The sequence below is a fragment of the Streptococcus mitis genome, from assembly GCF_002096845.1.
Classification (GTDB): domain Bacteria; phylum Bacillota; class Bacilli; order Lactobacillales; family Streptococcaceae; genus Streptococcus; species Streptococcus mitis_A.
In genome coordinates this window covers 1-18,505 of the sequence record NZ_NCVK01000015.1, presented here as the reverse complement: position 1 = coordinate 18,505, position 18,505 = coordinate 1, and the positions used below count along the sequence as shown (strand labels likewise).

Below are 18,505 nucleotides of genomic sequence, written 5' to 3'. Positions count from 1 at the left end.
CCTTTCTCTCACAGAGAGCTTGTGGTTGCTGGAAACAAGAAGAGAAAGCTGTAAGGTTGGGTCCATTTGAAACAAGAGAAGAAAACATAATTCTCAAGGGAGTGCCCTTTATCGCACAGCCTGTTACAGGAGGTTTCTGAGACAGGAATGAGAGATAGGAGAAATCCTATAATTGAGGTGGCACCGCGAATTTCGTCCTCACGCAAGTTGTTTTGCGTGGGGATTTTTATATGTCTATTATAGATTCAGCTGTTTAGTTTTAAATTATTGTTCATTATTAAATAGATTGCTACAAAAAATTTGCGAACGAAGTGAGCTTTTAAAAGATATTTCCCGCCATAGTGGTATCCTATAGAAGCAAATATGCTTCTATAGGACGGAATTTTTGAGAGTAAAATAGTTCGGGGAACTATTTTAGCCTGAGCCTAGAAATGAATGAGAGAGGAGCCCAAAAATTAGGTCTTTCATTTCATGGATTTCTAAAATCATCCACTGGATAATTTTACCTCCCGTCCGCACTATTTAAGGGAAATAGAAAAAAGATAAAAAATTAAAAATAAGGAACTGAAAGGGAAATTACAATGGAACGAATCATTCATGGAGATGTCTTATCACCAATCTTGGCTTATATGCGCCTAAAGGGGCAACACAAGGTTATCTTAGAGAGTATTCCGAGAGACAAGGAAACCGCTCGTTTTTCTATCTTAGCCTATAATCCTGTTTTTGAGATTAAGTTTGAAAATGGAGTTCTTTATCAAAATGGTCAAGTGATTGATCGGGATCCCTTGGATTTCCTTTATGAAGTGACTCATAAGAGCCAGCACCATTCATACCTACCTTTTGGTGGGGGAGCTATTGGTTTTGTTGGTTACGATATGATTTCGCTTTATGAAGAAATTGGCCAAATTCCTGAAGATACAATTGGAACGCCAGACATGCATTTCTTCGTCTATGAGAGTTACATGGTCTTTGACCACAAGAAGGAAAAAATCCATGTCATCGAGGAAGCTCTCTATAGTGAGCGTAGCCAAGAAGACTTGGAAAAAGCCTTGAACCAAGTGCTTGAGGAATTACGCATTCCTGCTCCAAATGAATTTGAAGACTTGGATCTATCACCACTTGACTTCAAACCGCATATCGCTCCTCAGAAGTTTGAGGAAATGGTAGAAACAGCTCGTGACTTGATTCGTAACGGAGATATGTTCCAATGCGTACTCAGTCAACGCTTCTCAGCAGAAGTTACTGGAAATCCATTTGACTTCTACAGAAATCTCCGCGTGACCAATCCATCCAATTACCTTTATTTCTATGATTTTGGGGATTATCAGATTATCGGTGCTAGTCCTGAAAGTTTGGTTTCTGTCAAAAATGGCATCGTAACAACCAATCCGATTGCAGGGACGCGACCAAGAGGAGCTACGGATGAAGAAGACAAGGCTTTGGCGACAGACCTGCTTTCGGATGAGAAGGAAACAGCAGAGCATCGAATGTTAGTAGACTTGGGACGTAATGATATCGGTCGCATCTCTGAAACGGCAAGTGTCCAAGTCACTAAGTATATGGAAGTGGAGCTTTTCCGTTATGTCATGCATTTGACCAGTGTGGTCAAGGGGCGTTTGCTTCCAGAACTCACTGCTATGGATGCTTTGAAAGCAACACTTCCTGCTGGAACTGTTTCTGGAGCACCAAAAATTCGCGCGATGAGACGCATCTATGAACTGGAAACGGAAAAACGGGGCGTATACGCAGGAGCAATTGGCTACTTGTCTGCGACGGGCGATATGGATTTTGCCATTGCCATCCGAACGATGATTCTCAAAAATCAAACAGCCTATGTGCAGGCTGGGGCAGGGATTGTCTACGACTCCATCGCCCAAAACGAATACCAAGAAACCATTAACAAGGCTAAATCTATGACTAGAATTGGAGAACTAAGACCATGATTTTATTGATTGACAACTATGATTCCTTTACCTATAACTTGGCCCAATACATTGGGAATTTTGCAGAGGTACAGGTCTTGAGAAATGATGATCCCAAGCTGTATGAAGAAGCTGAAAAAGCAGATGGTCTGGTCTTTTCTCCTGGTCCTGGTTGGCCAGTTGATGCTGGAAAGATGGAAGACATGATTCGTGATTTTGCCGGCAAGAAGCCGATTTTAGGGATTTGTTTGGGTCACCAAGCCATCGCAGAAGTCTTTGGTGGTAAGTTAGGTTTGGCTCCAAAAGTCATGCATGGGAAACAGAGTAATATCAGCTTTGAAGCGCCATCTGTTTTGTATCAAGGTATCGAGGATGGCCGTGCGGTCATGCGTTATCACAGTATCTTGATTGAAGAAATGCCAGAAGACTTTGAAGTGACAGCTCGTTCGACTGATGACCAAGCCATCATGGGGATTCAACATAAAACACTTCCAATTTATGGTTTCCAGTACCATCCAGAGAGTATTGGAACGCCTGACGGCTTGTCTTCTATTCGGAATTTTATCGAGAAGGTTGTAAAGTGAGGAAACTAGGATGAAAGAGATAATTGAAAAACTAGCACAATTTGAAAATTTATCAGGTGTGGAAATGACGGATGTCATTGAGCGTATCGTAACTGGGCGTGTAACAGAGGCGCAGATTGCTTCTCTCCTTTTGGCTCTTAAGATGAAGGGGGAAACACCTGAAGAACGCACAGCCATTGCCCAAGTCATGAGAGGGCATGCCCAACATATTCCAACTGAGATTCATGATGCCATGGACAACTGTGGTACAGGTGGGGACAAGTCTTTCAGTTTTAATATTTCCACAACTGCAGCCTTTGTCTTGGCTGGTGGTGGTGTTCACATGGCCAAACACGGTAACCGCTCGATTTCTTCTAAATCTGGTTCTGCAGATGTCCTAGAAGCCTTGGGCATCAACCTAGACCTCAAACCAGCTGAACTAGGTAAGGTCTTTGATAAAACTGGTATCGTCTTTCTCTTTGCCAAAAATATGCACCCAGCAATGAAATACATCATGCCAGCTCGTTTGGAATTGGGGATTCCAACGATTATGAACTTGACTGGTCCACTGATTCACCCAATGGCCTTGGAAACACAGCTTCTTGGAATTAGTCGTCCAGAACTGCTAGAAAGTACAGCTCAGGTATTGAAAAATATGGGTCGCAAACGTGCCATTGTGGTTGCTGGGCCAGAAGGGCTAGATGAAGCCGGCTTGAACGGAACAACCAAGATTGCACTTCTTGAAAATGGCGAAATCAGCTTGTCAAGCTTTACTCCAGAGGATTTGGGAATGGAACGCTACGCTATCGAAGATATTCGTGGAGGGAATGCTCAGGAAAATGCAGAAATTTTGCTCAGCGTTCTTAAAAATGAACCAAGTCCATTCTTGGAAACGACAGTCTTGAATGCTGGTCTTGGTTTCTATGCTAATGGTAAGGTTGATAGCATCAAGGAAGGAGTTGCCTTGGCCCGCGAAGTCATTGCTAGTGGCAAGGCCCTTGAAAAACTCAGACTGTTACAGGAGTACCAAAAATGAGTCAGGAATTTTTAGCACGAATCTTGGAGCAGAAGGCGCGTGAGGTCGAGCAGATGGAGCTGGAGGAAATCCAGCCCTTGCGCCAGACCTATCGCTTGGCAGAATTTTTGAAGAATCATCAGGAACGCTTGCAGGTAATCGCTGAGGTCAAGAAAGCTAGTCCTAGTCTGGGAGATATCAATCTCGATGTGGATATCGTGCAACAGGCCCAGACTTATGAAGCGAACGGAGCAGTGATGATTTCTGTTCTGACAGATGAAGTTTTCTTTAAAGGGCACCTGGATTATCTACGGGAGATTTCCAGTCAGGTACAGATTCCAGCGCTCAACAAGGACTTTATCATCGATGAAAAGCAAATCATCCGTGCTCGCAATGCAGGTGCGACAGTCATCCTGCTCATTGTGGCTGCCTTGTCAGAAGAACGTCTCAAGGAACTGTATGACTACGCGACAGAGCTTGGTCTGGAAGTTTTAGTGGAGACTCATAATCTAGCTGAACTAGAAGTGGCTCACAGACTTGGTGCCCAGATTATCGGGGTCAATAACCGCAACTTGATCACCTTTGAAGTTGACTTGCAGACCAGTGTAGACTTGGCTAAACATTTCAAAGATGATTGCTTGTACATTTCTGAATCTGCTATTTTCACAGGGCAGGATGCGGAACGAGTAGCGCCATACTTTAACGGAATTTTGGTAGGGACAGCTCTTATGCAGGCAGAAGATGTGGCTCAGAGAATCAAGGAGTTGCAGATTGACAAAGGTTAAAATTTGCGGACTATCGACCAAAGAAGCGGTAGAAACAGCCGTGTCAGCAGGAGCAGACTATATCGGTTTTGTCTTTGCACCTAGTAAAAGACAGGTGACCTTGGATCAGGCTGTTGAGCTGGCAACGCTTATTCCTGCAGGTGTCAAAAAGGTGGGTGTATTTGTTTCACCAAGTCGGGCAGAACTGCTAGAAGCGATTGACAAAGTTGGCTTGGACTTGGTTCAAGTTCATGGTCAGGTGGCAGATGATTTATTTGAGAATTTGCCTTGTGCCAGTATTCAGGCTGTGCAGGTGGATGGAGAGGGACATGTACCCAATTCTCAGGCAGACTATTTACTCTTTGATGCCCCTGTGGCAGGGAGTGGCCAGACCTTTGACTGGGCTCAACTGGATACGACAAAACTAGCTCAGCCATTTTTCATCGCAGGTGGTCTTAATGAAGACAATGTAGCAAAAGCAATTCAACACTTTACTCCCTATGCAGTAGATGTATCAAGTGGAGTGGAGACAGACGGACAAAAAGATCATGAAAAGATTAGAAGATTTATAGAGAGGGTAAAGCATGGCATATCAAGAACCAAATAAAGATGGATTTTACGGAAAATTCGGCGGACGTTTCGTCCCAGAAACATTGATGACAGCAGTTTTGGAGTTGGAGAAGGCCTACCGTGAAAGTCAGGCAGACCCAAGTTTCCAAGAGGAATTGAACCAACTCTTGCGCCAGTATGTAGGACGTGAAACTCCTCTTTACTACGCAAAAAACTTGACCCAGCATATCGGCGGAGCCAAGATTTACCTCAAACGGGAAGACCTTAACCATACAGGGGCCCACAAGATTAACAATGCCTTGGGACAAGTTCTTCTGGCTAAACGCATGGGTAAAAAGAAAATTATTGCTGAAACAGGTGCTGGTCAGCACGGTGTGGCAACTGCAACTGCTGCAGCCCTCTTTAACATGGAATGTACCATCTATATGGGTGAAGAGGATGTTAAACGCCAAGCCCTCAATGTTTTCCGTATGGAGCTTTTGGGAGCTAAGGTTGAGGCAGTGACAGATGGTTCGCGCGTGCTCAAGGATGCGGTCAATGCAGCCCTTCGTTCATGGGTGGCTAATATCGATGATACCCACTATATCCTTGGTTCTGCCTTGGGGCCTCATCCTTTCCCAGAAATCGTTCGTGACTTCCAAAGTGTCATCGGTCGAGAAGCTAAACAACAGTACCGCGATTTGACAGGACAAGATCTGCCAGATGCCTTAGTAGCCTGTGTTGGAGGTGGTTCAAATGCTATCGGTCTCTTCCATCCATTTGTGGAAGATGAGTCTGTAGCTATGTATGGAGCTGAAGCAGCTGGATTTGGTGTGGATACGGAGCACCATGCAGCTACCTTGACCAAGGGTCGTCCTGGTGTTCTTCACGGTTCTCTCATGGATGTGCTCCAAGATGCCCATGGTCAAATTCTTGAAGCCTTCTCTATCTCAGCAGGTTTGGACTATCCTGGTATCGGTCCAGAACATTCTCACTACCACGATATTAAACGTGCCAGCTATGTTCCTGTGACGGACGAAGAAGCCTTGGAAGGATTCCAACTCTTGTCTCGTGTGGAAGGGATTATCCCAGCCTTGGAATCTAGTCATGCTATCGCCTTTGCGGTGAAATTAGCCAAAGAACTGGGTCCAGACAAATCCATGATTGTTTGTCTATCAGGTCGTGGGGACAAGGATGTGGTTCAAGTAAAAGACCGCTTGGAAGCAGACGCAGCAAAGAAGGGAGAAGCTCATGCCTAAGACACTAACAGAAAAATTGAACGCTATTAAAGCAGCTGGAAAAGGAATTTTCGTTCCCTATATCATGGCTGGTGACCACGAAAAAGGTTTGGATGGACTCGGAGAAACAATCCACTTTTTAGAAGATTTGGGTGTCTCTGCAATTGAAGTGGGTATTCCCTTTTCAGACCCTGTTGCAGATGGTCCTGTGATCGAAGAAGCTGGCTTGCGTAGTTTAGCCCACGGGACTTCGACACAAGCTTTGGTTGAAACCTTGAAAACCATTCAAACAGAGGTTCCGCTGGTCATCATGACCTACTTCAACCCCCTCTTTCAGTACGGTGTGGAGAACTTTGTCAAAGATTTGGCAGATACAGCGGTTAAGGGCTTGATTATTCCAGACTTGCCTCATGAGCATGCCAACTTTGTAGAACCATTTTTGGCAGATACAGACATTGCTTTGATTCCTCTAGTTAGTTTGACGACAGGGATTGAGCGCCAGAAAGAGTTGATTGATGGGGCAGAAGGATTCGTCTATGCGGTTGCCATCAATGGGGTGACAGGGAAATCTGGCAATTACCGTGCAGACTTGGACAAGCACTTGACACAACTTCATCAAGTGGCCGATATCCCAGTCTTGACAGGTTTTGGCGTATCTAGTCAAGCCGATGTAGAACGCTTCAATGCGGTATCAGATGGCGTTATCGTCGGTTCGAAAATTGTAAAAGCTCTCCATGAAGGAGAGCCAATTCAGGACTTTATCAAACAAGCAGTAGCTTACCAAAAATAATCACACAAGCAGCAAGTAAGAGGAAAGGCACGAAAGGAAGTCTTTCCTTTTTCTTTTGTAGGAGAAAGGCTAGTTTTAGATATCATTTGCTAATTACTCTGATATATAACTTTAAGAAAAAGCTAATTATTGTAGTAATTTCTTTAAGAAAATGATATAATCATTAAAAAGTATTCGGAGGAGGAAGAATTATGTTGAATCAGGATCTCTTTGATTCGCTCAAGGCACAAAAAATTGTAGATACTTTGATGAAAGGTCAAAAAGATTATGTAGATGAACGTCTAGAAAAAAGAGAGACAATGAAAGTATCGAATGGTTATGCATGGACGCGACCTAATCATATTGATAATGCATTTGCATCAGCAGATTTGTTTGAGTATAAATTACAATTAGCAGGACAGACTTGGGGATATTTAGAATTTGAAACAAATACAGAAAAATATGGGAAAGTATTGTTAATTATAAAGGGTAAGAAGCGACTTACGAGCCAATTTCCTTTGGTACAAAAAAATAAGAGTGGCTACTTATTTGAATATGCTCGGATGAATACACTTTATCTTAATCAACATTCTTCCTACAAAAATGATGAAGATAGTCATTCTTTTCCAATTCAGATGGAGTTAGTTTCTGATGAAATGATTCAAGAAATTGAACAAGCTACTAAAAATTCGAATATCGAAAAATTTATGATTTTAACTTATGAGGCGGACTCGGAAAACAATATTATATCTGTAGATGTTGTTATGCCTGATGCACGAACTGGTCAGTTACACTTGATTCAGGATTTGTCTGAGTATATTCAATCAAGTTCGTACCATTTCGAAGAAGCAAAATATCAAGATATTCCTAATTTTTCAGAATTATCGGAAACAGAAGATTTTGAAATTATTCCAAGAATCGAAAAACAAGAAGGTCAAAAGTAGTAAGGAGTATGTAAATGTTTAATGGTCGGGTATTGAAAGAATTACGGCTGTTAAATGGTTTAAGTAGAGCAGAATTGGCTCAGAGAATTAATTTAACGGAACAAGCCATTTGGCAGTTTGAGTCCAACGAAACGAAACCTAAATTATCAACCAAAATGCATTTGGCCAACCAATTTCATGTTGATTTAACTTATTTTGAACAGGAAGAGGAGAGCATTCGATTTGATTCTTCTGTAATTGCCTTTAGAAATGCAGACCTAGCAACACGGAAAACAATAGATATTCAAACTATGTATTTACATAAGGTAGATAGTTTGATTGATTATTTTGAAAGTTTTGTAATTATACCTAATATTACAATTCATGACCTAAGTAATGTAGTGAGTGAATCTTATCATAAGGGAGAATCCATTGAGGAATTGGCTCTTTATGCCAGGGAAAAATTAGGCATTTCAAAAGATAATCATGATTTGCTTTATAAATTAGAACGTTCAGGCATCTATATCGTGGAACGATTAATTAATGGTCAAGCTGATGCTTATAGCGCATGGTCAAAATTGGGAAGACCTTATATTGTGTTGGGGACGAATAAATCCTCTGTACGTCGAAATTTTGACTTAGCTCATGAGCTAGGACATATTCTTTTACACAAATATAAAGATATGAATGAAGATGGCGATCGTTTGGAGCAAGAAGCAAATTATTTTGCATCATGTTTTTTATTGCCAAAAGAAGAGTTTTTAGTCAAATTTGAAGAGAGGGTTGGCAAGCGTGTCAGCAATCCTGATAGTTATATTTTATTGAAGTCGGATTTGAATGTTTCGATACAGGCTTTAGAGTATCGAGCTTTTAAGTTAGGATTATTGACTCCAAAGCAACATTCTTACTTTTATCGTCAAATTGCGCAAAAAGGTTACAAAATGATTGAACCTCTGGATGATCAAATTTTTGTTAAAAAACCAAGCAAAGTAAAGAGTATTCTGGACGTCGTTTTGAGTAATCATCTAGTCAGTCTAGCGACTATAATGTCTAAACAAAGTATTCGTTTACAGTTTATAAGCGAAATATTTTCAGTCGAAATGAAATTTTTTGATCAGTATCAAGAAGATAAAAGAACGGATCAATTTGATAATATCATTCCTTTGTATAAAAGAAATAATTTATAATTTATAATTTAACTGTGAAATAATTTCATGAAGGACATATGATAAAAATTGGACTTTATCAAACAAGCAGTAGCTTACCAAAAATAATCAAACAAGCAGCGAGTAAGAGGAAAGGCACGAAAGGAAGTCTTTCCTTTTTCTTTTGCAGGAGAAAGGCTAGGATGCCCGTCGCAGAAGCAAACTGAATCAAGATCAGTAACTCCGTTACACTAAAGACGAGAGCGCAAGAAGCTAAAAAGAGGAAATCCCCTGCACCCATGCGGATATCGATAAAATGAGCCAAAATTCCAAGAGCAAGGAAGGAGACCATGACTAGATTCCAACCAGAGGAAGTCATGAGGATTAGGTGGAAAGTCATCCAGACCAGTAAGGGATATTCCTGATGGTGAAAGTCGTAGATGCCCAAGGTAAAACCCGCAGTGATTAGGATGACTTGACTCAAGGAAAGCAATTCCCAAGACCAAGCCAGAAAGAGGAGCCCTAAGCCTAGTTCCAAAAGGGCATACCAGACAGGATAGCGAACCTTGCAGTAGCGACAGCGAAAGCGATTAAAGACCTGCGAGAGAATCGGAATCAAGTCTAAGGGACGCAAGCGAGTCTGACAGGAATCGCAGTGACTAGCAGGTTGGATAATGGATTGCTCAGGAAAACGGTCAATAACCAAACCAAGAAAGGAAGCGAGAATGCTCCCGACAAGAAAAAAATAAATATCAATCATACTTATCTATTCGTAAAAAATAGAAGAAGTAGTATAATGGAGAAACATAGATAAGATGGTGGGGCAAAGATGATAATTCGTTTTGAAGAAAAGGTGAGCACAGAAAACGCTCAGCTCGTATGCCAATGGTCCAACTCCCTTGGCAAATCCTTTCAAGAACAATGGATGGGAACAATGATTCCTTTTCCCTTGACCATTCAAGTTTTGCAAGAGTTGGAAGGGATCTTTTCAATCTTTGAAGGACAAGAGTTTGTGGGGCTTATCCAAAAAATCAGATTGGAAAATAGCAATCTTCATATCGGACGATTCTTTATCAACCCCCAGAAACAGGGGCAAGGCTTAGGTAGTCAGGCTTTAAGGAAATTTGTTAGTTTGGCCTTTGAAAATGGAGATATAGATAGTATTTCTCTAAATGTCTACGAGGCAAATCAAGCAGCCAAGCACCTTTACCAAAAAGAAGGATTTGAAATCGTTCAAACCATTGAAGTACCTGTACGGAAATACCTTATGAAAAAGTTTAGATAGAAAGCAAAAAAGCCTTGGTTTCAAGGCTTTTTTATGTTATAAACTCATTAAAACAACTCCCAGTAGGGTGTGGAATGTTTTTTAGTCTGTGTCATATAAAAATAAATAGAATGAATAGCTATAGCTAGAGCCAAAATGGTTGCAATACTCACTACTATTATAGGATTAGAAGCAAAGATTAAAGAGAGAATCAAAGCAGCTAGATAGAGTGTCGCTTGGAGCCAGTAGTAACTTTTCGAATAGCGAAGATAGTGTTTGTTATAGGGCCCATTTGCTAGGACAGCAGCTTGGAAGAGGCCCATTCCGATATAAAAGAAGCTGGTTGCAAAGAGACGATTAGCTTCAGGATTTAGAAGAAAACTCATCGAAACGGTCATCATAAGAAGTCCAAAGAAAATAGGATAGTGACTGTAAATTAGAAATAGTCCCTTTTGATTAGATTCTTCATCAATAGCATGGTCAAATTGAACAAAATAAAACAAGAACAGAGAAAGCATAATAATGAAATAAAGAACCGAATAAATCGAGAAATTCTCGATTGTAAAGAAGTTAACTAGCCCCATAATCATCTCTCCAAACGTAATAATGACAAGAAGGGAGAGGCGCTCGATTAAATGGGGGAGAACTATCTGGAAATGATCATCTTTACTAATCGAGGTAATTGGGGTAATAAATGTTAGCAGAATACTAGCATAAAGGATATAGACTCCAACGTAAATAGGAAGAAGAGCTGCTAGATAGATTTCTAAACTTCGTAGACCTGTTATCCATAGAAGACCTTTGATACTTTCCCGATGAACATTATCGGTTGATTTTTTAAAAAACTCAACCAAATATTGAAAAAATAAGGTAAGGGTTAATGAACCAATAGCCCAACAGACATAATGAAAATATTGTTGCCAATCATCTTTAATCATATTGGATATAAAGAGTAAAAGTCCCATATTGATAAACATGATTAGCATGTTAAATAAAGAGTTCTTTCCATAGCGATTGGTATAAACGGTTTGAATCATCCAGGCATTGATGAGAAGCAAGACAGCCATGAAAAAATCAAGCAAAGAATTCCAAGTCAAAATACCGTTATGAAGATGGTGAATTAAAGCAGTTACTTTTGAAATCGCAAAAACAAAAACTAGGTCATAAAAAAGCTCTGAAAATTCTACCCGTTTGTGTTTGATAAGGTTTGTCATCATAAGACCTTTCTATATAAAATGTACAATTTATTATAACAGAAAATGACAATGAAAGAGAAGGACATTCTTGAATAACTTCGTGTGGCGTAAATTGTCAAATCCTTGACTTCTTTTGTCATTTACTTGTCAGTTTCTGTTTTGTATAATAGTCTCATAAATCAAATGAAATAAAGAGTAAATCATTATGTCAAACAAAAAAGTTATCTTAGTTACAGGCGCTTCATCAGGTATGGGAAAATTTTCAGCCCAAGACCTTATCAAAGCTGGTCACACAGTTTACGCTGTTGCTCGTAGTATCGATAAAATGAAAGACCTAGAAGCAATGGGTGGCCATATCATGAAAATGGACGTCACAAACGAAGAGGATATTGAAAGAGTTGTAGCAAAAGTGATTGAAGAGCAAGGTCGTATCGACGTTCTTTGGAACAATGCAGGTTACGGACTCTATGGTCCTGTCGAAGACCTTGCAATGGAAAAAGCGCAACAACAGTTTGAAGTCAATGTCTACGGTGTAGCCCGTTTGACGAAGAAAGTTTTGCCATATATGCGCCAACAAAAGGATGGTCTGATCATCAACACATCATCAATGGGTGGTAAAATTTACATACCACTGGGTGCTTGGTACCATGCTTCAAAACACGCTATTGAAGGTTTTAGCGACTGTCTCCGTATGGAAGTCAAGGAATTTGGCATCAAGGTGGTTGTTTTAGAACCTGGAATGATTAATACTGGATTTAACGCAACAGTTGGTCAAAACTTCTCTTATGAATCTAAAAATGGAGCATACAGTCGTTTGGTCAACGGCTATATCAAAGCTATGGAGAACAACCCAACACCAGGATCAAATCCAGAAGTCATTTCACGTACCGTTCTTAAAATTATCAATGCTCGTAACCCTAAAACTCGTTACCTTGTTGGCCGTGGAGGAAAACTTTTAGTAGCCATCCGTCGTATCTTTGGAGATGAATTCTTTGATCGTATGATGTTGATGTCAATGCGTTAATAGAATGGAGAAATCTCAGTCAACTGTATATTGAAAATTTAAGCCTTATAGGGCTGGATCTGAAAATGATTCTGCAATTGGCTAATCTACCAGATGGCACTTGGAAAGAGGAGATGAACCTCTCAACTCTGGATTATTACCATCTCTTAACAGCTTTTGATCAGGTGGCCGATGATGAGCAAATCATAGCCATGAGCCGCATCAAGAACATTCAGATGTTTATGCCGCCATTTTTTGCGGCCCTATCTTCTAAAAATGGTCTCGCAGCTATAGAGCATTTTGCCAAATACAAGAAGATTACAGGTCCGATTGTCGTAAACATAGAAGTCTTTGATGAGCTTGTCCGTGTGAGCTATCGTTATGATTATTCAGGTTTAGACCTGCCTCGTTTTGCAGTGCTTAATGAACAGCTCTTGTTGCTTGATTTGATTCGGACGGGAACAGGTGAAGAGATTATCCCTGTACACGTTGGGACTCCATATTCTTACGAGGAAGCTAGTGTTGGTATTTTTGGCTGCCAAGTGGAAGTAATGGAAAGGAATGAACTGGTCTTTAACAAAGCTGACTTGGAGAAACCTTTCCTCACGGCCAATAATGTTATGTTGGACTACCTAGAGCCTCAGCTTAAGGAACGCTTAGCAGAAGCAATGACTAGTGAAAGTTTCACAGGTATTGTCCAGCAAAAACTCTACCATGCTATTCCAAGTGGTTTCTTTACCATTGAAGATATAGCAGCGTCACTAGGCATTAGCAGTCGCACCTTACAACGGAACCTGACTGCAGAAGGAACTAAATTTAATCAAGAATTACAAAATGTTCAAAAAATCCTAGCCTTTAGTTATTTCAAAAATCCAGAAATGACAACAGAAGATGTCGCCTATTTGCTAGGCTATTCGGAAGTCTCATCTTTTTCACGAGCCTTTAAAAAGTGGACCGGACAAACTATTTCAGAATATAGAAATCTGCATCATTGATAGAAAAACGCCCCTAAAGGCGTTTTTTCAGTGCTAAGACTACACAAAAAAGCCTTGATTCCAAGGCTTTTCCTGTTGTATTTAGATGCCCCCTACATGTAAATTAGCGTTAAAATAAGTTAAAATAAATAAGTGAAAAGCGATTAAATCAAGATATTATCACACGCTAGTTAGTATTGAAATTGAGGAAATTGACCAGTAGTTGACCAAATAAATTTTTAGTTTTCACTATAATTTCTAAGTTTTAGAATTTAATAATCACAATTTTTTATACATAGTTCGATACCGTGTTCGGCGCAATTGGTATAGTCCGATATTCATTCTCAAAAATGGTTTAAATAGCGTAGTCTTTTAAACTAATTTTGTGAATCCAAAAAATCTTCCTATTTATAATAAGAAGATTTTTTTATTATTCTAATTCTTTCTACGTACTGTTACAAGTCCAAATGCTCCAAAAATTGCACCGAGTAGCAACATTGCAACACTTGATGACTCTCCAGTATCAGGCAATGATTTTGCACGTTCTACTCGTGAGTATGTCACTTTTTCATTTTCTAGTGCTTTAACGGCTGGAGCTGAATATGCTTGTTGTTTATCTTTTGTTTGCTCTTTATCTTTCACAACAACATCTTCTTTATCATCCAAAGCAACATCTTTAGCTGATTGTGAACCTGTCTTCGATTTATCAACAGTTTCTTTATTATTTTCTGCTGGCAAAGTATTAGAATTTGAGTCTACAGCAACAACAGTTCCATCTGGTAGAGTTGCAACTACATTATCTTTAGCTTTGTTTTCTAAGTCTAGCAACTTATCAAACTCTTCTTGGATTTCAGCTAATTTAGCTTGTTCAGCTTTCAATTTAGCTGTAACTGTGTCCAATTTATCTTGTGCCAATTTTGCAGCAGATTTTGCTTGAGTTAGTTTTGTTTCCAAATCAGCTACTTTTGCTTGCGCATCTGCAAGATTTTTATCTGCGTTTAGATAAGCACTCAATTCTGTCGCAATTGCTTTTGCGTCTGACACCAATTTGTCTTTTTCTTCATGTAGTTTCGCTTGTTCAGTTTGAAGAGCAGTCAACTTGTTTTCTTCAGCTTGCAATTTTGCTTGCGCATTTGTAAGAGCTGTTTCAGCATCATTTTGAGCTGTTTTAGCTGTAGCTAGTTCCGCTTTAGCTGTTTCAAGAGCTGTTTCTTTTTCAGCTTGGCTTCTTGAGAAATTTTCAACAGCTTGTTCAGCAGTTGCTTTACGTTCTTGTGCATTTTTCAAAGCAAGGTTCGCAAGTTGCAAGTTCTTTTCAGCGACTTCTGTTTGAAGTGGACTAGCTGATTTACTTGCCAATTCTTTTTCAGCTTCTGTTTTAGCTTCAAGTGCAGAAGCATATTTGCGTGAAGCTTCTGCCAATTCTGCTTTAGCATTTGTAAGAGCAGTTTGAGCTTGACTGTTTTGTTTTTGGGCTTCAGCTAGTTTTGCTTCAAGTTGGGCAAGGTCATTTGATTTAGAAACTGGAGTTCCTTCATTTGAAAATGCTGTAATCATGTAATAACGACCATTGATATTAGCTACATCAATACCAACATATTTTGCAAAGTTTAGGTTTGCATAAAGGTGTCCCCATGGGCGACGTTTATCGGCATTTGAAACTCCATCAAGATATGTTGTGAACATCAAATTGTTGTATACAGCTTGTTTTAGTTCATACATATTTGAAATATCAGAACGCATTGAAGCAACGTTTTCAACAGCATTAGGTACGTGACCATGAACCATTGGATCTAATCCACGTTTTTCATATTTTTCAGCTTGTGTTGACGCTAAAGTAACAGCTTCTTTAGTTGTTCCTGTTTCTGATTCTACGTTAAATGAATTCTTAAATGCATTTCTGATTTGTTTCAATCCATTGATGTAAAATTCTGAGACTTCAAGTTTTTGGGAATCTGTCAAATTGTCAATATCAACTGGACGATTTAAATCAGTTTTATCATATTTGACATTAGAATTTGATTGTTTAACAATATCAGCTACAGAATTGAGAATCAAATCATCTAAATCATTTTTGATTGCATTGTTTTTGTTAGCTTTTTCTAATTTTAATAGTTGTCCAAATGTTACAACATTTGAAGACACATCAGCTGATTTCAATACATCTGCTGAAAATCCATTATACACATTTGATGGAATAGTGAATGTTGGATTTGGAATGTTCATTCCTTCAGATTTATTTAACTTAGCTTTTTCTGCATCCAATGCAGTTTGAGCTTCTTTTTCTTTAGACGCTGTTGCATTTGCTTTTTCTTGGATAGAATCCACTTTGTTTTGGTCGGCGTCCATCATTTCTTTAGCTAATTTCAAGGCGTCATTTTTGACATTCACATTGTTTGTAGCTTGTTTGATGGCATCTGCGCGGTTGCTATCTGCTTTTTTAGCGGTTTCGACAGCTGTTGTTGCGCTTGAAATATTGGCATTGGCTTGTTCAATATCTTTTTCAGCTTGGGCAAGTGAAGCTTTTGCTTCGCCAAGTCCTGAACCATTTAGCGCGTCTTCAGCTGATTTTATATTTGCTTCTTTAGCGGTTACTGTTTTATCCGCTTCAGCTTTCTTACTTGTTGCGCTTGCAACGTTAGCTGTTTCAGTTGCTACAGTCTCAGTTTGAGCTTTAATGGCTTCAGTAGACGCTTCAGTTGCTTTTTGATTGGCTTCTTGAGCTTTTACATTAGCGTCTTGTTTAGCTTTTGTAGCAGTGATATTTTCTTCTGTAGCATTTGCTTTAACAGCTTCAGCTGATTTCAAATCCTCTTTAGCGCTTGTTAAAGCAGTTTCAGTAGTTGTAACAGCTTGGTTAGCAGAAGTAGCTTCAGCTTTTGCTGTTTCACTTTCAGTTTCAACTTGCTTAACAGTAGACGCTTGAGCATCAAGAGCAGGCTTGACATCAGAAGATTTCTTCATTTCTGGTTTTGCATCAGCTACAGGTTTTGAAACAAGAGCTGGTTCGTTTACAGCAGTTGCATCAACTGCTGTTGTAGTAGTTGTTTCCTGAGCAAATGCAGTTCCACCAACTGATGCAAGCGCAATAGCTGTTGAAGTTGTGAGGGTTTTCAGTTTCTTCATCATTTTCTCCTTTGATGGCTGATAAAATGAGCTAATTTTTATAGTTTTACTACACTATTTTATCATTATATAGTGCAATATTCAACACTTATATATTATACAAGTGTAATTTGTACTACTTATTATTTATAATGTTTATCTTTAAAATAATAGTGAAGGTAAACAATTATGAATCAAAACAACTTACAAACTTTTATTGCAAAAAGAATTAGATATTTACGATTAACAAAAGGGCTAAGCCAAGAAAAACTTTCCGAATTAGCTGGCTTAGGCTCGAAACATATCCACAACATAGAAAATGAAAAATATAATTTTCAAATACAAACACTGAATAAAATACTTATAGCTCTTGAAGTAGATGAAAAAACATTTTTTAATTTCGGTTTTCCAGAAAAGAGTAAAGAAATTGAAAATATTATCAATCAACTTGAACAGATACCAGAACCACAAAAAACAGATATAATTGATGCAATAGCAACCTTATTGAATAACATAAACAACCGCTAAGGAAAAATCTTAGCGGTTTATTTTTACTCCAAAATTATCCTCTAAATTGCTTAGAAAATCCTCTCTCCAAAAAGAGTCATTTATATTCTTGTAAAATTCGACTAAATACCATTTAAACGAAATTTCAGTTATAACTCTATTTTTATTTTCTTTTTCAATCTTTTCTTTATACTTGTTACACTGATATTTTTCAAATTCATATATTTTATCGGCAAGAGAAGAAATCACGTTTTTGTTTGCTTGCTTCATATAAAATTTTTTAAACTTACTAACAGATTCTTCAATTTCAAAAGATAATGTGAATTCTTGATTCTTTAAATTATTATAAAATTCTTCTACTTCTTTTAATCTACTATTGTAAGAATCCAATGCCAATTCTGGTGCTACAGACTGTAATATTTCTGTCCGCCCCCGAATATCCTCTAATAATTCACCTACTTTTTCAGCTTGTTCAATGCATAATTTCTGATTTTCAAACCAATCTTCTTTTAATCTTTGTTCAAATTCTTCTAATAAAGTATTTATAGTTAACTCAAAATTAGTCTCCAACATTTCTTCATTAATTAATTGCATAATTGTTGATTTAGTACGCGGCTGAATATGAAAAATTTTTATCGGTAGTTGACGTCTTTCAATTTCCAGCTTTAATGAGAAAAGATAATCTTCATTCATTAAATACGCAGGTTTCCCAGAGTTTTTAAATTCTTCTCTAATTTTGTCTTCTGTTGTTTTAAAACCTTCCCGTTGTAATTGCTTCACTAGCTTATCTTCTTTTTTATAGAGATTATCCCAACTCGAGAGAATTTTGGAATTTTTCCCAAATTTTGGAAATACATATAAAGTTTCAACTACCTCATCGCCTTGAAAATTTATGTATGATTCAATTATATGTTCTCCCTCTGGAAGTTGCCTATATTGTCCTAGTACATCTTTTTTCAAAATATCACGAATTTGTTTTTCAGTTATATCCATATAAAATTCTTTTTCTATTCTTCCGCTAGGATAACTTCTAATATAATCCAAAGCTTCTTTTACATTATAATATTTTTCTTTCAATATAATGCCCTCCTTATCGTTATTTTCAGCTTATCAAATAAAATCTCCTAATGCAAATTTTTTATTTTTCCCTTATGGTGCATTTGACGACTCGAATTTTTAATCGTGATACACTTGAAATGTAAATAAAGAAGCTTCAAATATTTACAAGAAAATTAATAAAAGGAGCTAGCTTTAAGCTAGCATAGGTACATTAACATGGTTAACACCAATCAAAACTTACTACAAAGTGGCTTATTTGGAAGCAACTCAAATCAATCAGGCGATTCAATTGTAAACGACCGCCGTACTGCCCCAGCTCTTACTAATATTTCAACTTGTGTAGCTGTAAGTGTTACAGAGCCAAAGCCATTCTTTCCGATTGTGGGATTTGAGAAAAATAGTAATGGTAAAAACGAGCCCACTGAAAAAGTCATCAACTTGATGGCTTTTTTGTTATACTAGAGATGAGGTGAAATCATGCTTGATAATCAGTTAACTATGGATGTCAG

At 38.5% G+C, this 18,505-nt stretch carries 18 protein-coding genes and 1 pseudogene; 14 read left to right on the top strand and 5 right to left on the bottom strand.

The genetic code is table 11. From position 1 onward, the window contains the following. The first annotated feature begins 581 nt into the window (after positions 1 to 581). The 7 genes from trpE to trpA are packed head-to-tail and all read left to right on the top strand — an operon-like array spanning position 582 to position 6,841. Positions 582 to 1,943, top strand: coding sequence for an anthranilate synthase component I (trpE, locus tag B7695_RS04785; RefSeq protein WP_084890042.1), 1,362 nt, complete (start codon positions 582 to 584; stop codon positions 1,941 to 1,943). Then, entirely contained in the window at positions 1,940 to 2,506 is a 567-nt protein-coding gene (locus tag B7695_RS04780) for an aminodeoxychorismate/anthranilate synthase component II (protein WP_084890039.1), read from the top strand. The genes trpE and B7695_RS04780 overlap by 4 nt, the downstream gene beginning before the upstream one ends. A gap of 10 nt (positions 2,507 to 2,516) precedes the next feature. Beyond that, positions 2,517 to 3,521, top strand: coding sequence for an anthranilate phosphoribosyltransferase (gene trpD / locus B7695_RS04775; protein ID WP_084890038.1), 1,005 nt, complete (start codon positions 2,517 to 2,519; stop codon positions 3,519 to 3,521). Further along, positions 3,518 to 4,285, top strand: coding sequence for an indole-3-glycerol phosphate synthase TrpC (trpC, locus tag B7695_RS04770; RefSeq protein ID WP_084890036.1), 768 nt, complete (start codon positions 3,518 to 3,520; stop codon positions 4,283 to 4,285). Before trpD ends, trpC begins: the two co-directional genes overlap by 4 nt. Then, positions 4,272 to 4,871, top strand: coding sequence for a phosphoribosylanthranilate isomerase (locus B7695_RS04765; protein WP_192855732.1), 600 nt, complete (start codon positions 4,272 to 4,274; stop codon positions 4,869 to 4,871). The genes trpC and B7695_RS04765 overlap by 14 nt, the downstream gene beginning before the upstream one ends. After that, the gene (gene trpB, locus B7695_RS04760) at positions 4,849 to 6,072 is read left to right on the top strand and encodes a tryptophan synthase subunit beta (RefSeq protein WP_084890033.1); all 1,224 of its coding nucleotides are present in this window, start codon (positions 4,849 to 4,851) and stop codon (positions 6,070 to 6,072) included. Before B7695_RS04765 ends, trpB begins: the two co-directional genes overlap by 23 nt. Beyond that, positions 6,065 to 6,841: a tryptophan synthase subunit alpha gene (gene trpA, locus B7695_RS04755; protein WP_084890031.1), complete on the top strand. Its 777-nt coding sequence runs from the start codon at positions 6,065 to 6,067 to the stop codon at positions 6,839 to 6,841. Before trpB ends, trpA begins: the two co-directional genes overlap by 8 nt. On the opposite strand, the pseudogene B7695_RS04750 reads toward trpA, so the two are convergent. Continuing rightward, a pseudogene (locus B7695_RS04750) lies at positions 6,813 to 6,914 on the bottom strand (prepilin peptidase); the annotation flags it as partial. The gene trpA and the pseudogene B7695_RS04750 overlap by 29 nt on opposite strands. Positions 6,915 to 7,032: 118 nt before the next feature. Here B7695_RS04750 and B7695_RS04745 point away from each other — a divergent pair. After that, positions 7,033 to 7,764, top strand: coding sequence for a spr1630 family ClpXP-sensitive toxin (locus B7695_RS04745; protein WP_084890030.1), 732 nt, complete (start codon positions 7,033 to 7,035; stop codon positions 7,762 to 7,764). Between the two features lie 14 nt (positions 7,765 to 7,778). Further along, positions 7,779 to 8,930, top strand: a complete 1,152-nt coding sequence (locus tag B7695_RS04740) for a spr1629 family repressor/antitoxin (protein ID WP_084890029.1) — start codon at positions 7,779 to 7,781, stop codon at positions 8,928 to 8,930. Positions 8,931 to 8,988: 58 nt separating this feature from the next. On the opposite strand, the gene B7695_RS04735 is transcribed toward B7695_RS04740, so the two are convergent. Then, the gene (locus B7695_RS04735) at positions 8,989 to 9,648 is read right to left on the bottom strand and encodes a prepilin peptidase (RefSeq protein ID WP_084890027.1); all 660 of its coding nucleotides are present in this window, start codon (positions 9,646 to 9,648) and stop codon (positions 8,989 to 8,991) included. 69 nt (positions 9,649 to 9,717) lie between these two features. Between B7695_RS04735 and B7695_RS04730 the strand changes: the two genes are divergently transcribed. Beyond that, entirely contained in the window at positions 9,718 to 10,173 is a 456-nt protein-coding gene (locus B7695_RS04730) for a GNAT family N-acetyltransferase (RefSeq protein WP_084890026.1), read from the top strand. A 47-nt stretch (positions 10,174 to 10,220) separates the two neighbouring features. On the opposite strand, the gene B7695_RS04725 is transcribed toward B7695_RS04730, so the two are convergent. Then, entirely contained in the window at positions 10,221 to 11,366 is a 1,146-nt protein-coding gene (locus B7695_RS04725) for a low temperature requirement protein A (RefSeq protein WP_084890073.1), read from the bottom strand. A gap of 187 nt (positions 11,367 to 11,553) precedes the next feature. On the opposite strand from B7695_RS04725, the gene B7695_RS04720 reads away from it, so the two are divergent. Both B7695_RS04720 and B7695_RS04715 read left to right on the top strand, forming a co-directional pair. After that, positions 11,554 to 12,372, top strand: coding sequence for an oxidoreductase (locus tag B7695_RS04720; RefSeq protein ID WP_084890025.1), 819 nt, complete (start codon positions 11,554 to 11,556; stop codon positions 12,370 to 12,372). Continuing rightward, on the top strand, positions 12,372 to 13,346 hold the full coding sequence (locus B7695_RS04715; protein WP_084890024.1) for a helix-turn-helix domain-containing protein: 975 nt from the start codon (positions 12,372 to 12,374) through the stop codon (positions 13,344 to 13,346). Before B7695_RS04720 ends, B7695_RS04715 begins: the two co-directional genes overlap by 1 nt. Before the next feature lie 414 nt (positions 13,347 to 13,760). Here B7695_RS04715 and B7695_RS04710 read toward each other — a convergent pair whose 3' ends face one another. After that, positions 13,761 to 16,451, bottom strand: coding sequence for an SEC10/PgrA surface exclusion domain-containing protein (locus B7695_RS04710; protein ID WP_158086397.1), 2,691 nt, complete (start codon positions 16,449 to 16,451; stop codon positions 13,761 to 13,763). Positions 16,452 to 16,619: 168 nt separating this feature from the next. On the opposite strand from B7695_RS04710, the gene B7695_RS04705 reads away from it, so the two are divergent. Further along, positions 16,620 to 16,958: a helix-turn-helix domain-containing protein gene (locus tag B7695_RS04705; RefSeq protein WP_084890022.1), complete on the top strand. Its 339-nt coding sequence runs from the start codon at positions 16,620 to 16,622 to the stop codon at positions 16,956 to 16,958. Between the two features lie 9 nt (positions 16,959 to 16,967). On the opposite strand, the gene B7695_RS04700 is transcribed toward B7695_RS04705, so the two are convergent. Further along, on the bottom strand, positions 16,968 to 18,014 hold the full coding sequence (locus B7695_RS04700; protein WP_084890021.1) for a hypothetical protein: 1,047 nt from the start codon (positions 18,012 to 18,014) through the stop codon (positions 16,968 to 16,970). 198 nt (positions 18,015 to 18,212) lie between these two features. Here B7695_RS04700 and B7695_RS04695 point away from each other — a divergent pair, with 198 nt between their 5' ends. Then, entirely contained in the window at positions 18,213 to 18,458 is a 246-nt protein-coding gene (locus tag B7695_RS04695) for a hypothetical protein (RefSeq protein ID WP_239822264.1), read from the top strand. Positions 18,459 to 18,505: the final 47 nt, after the last annotated feature.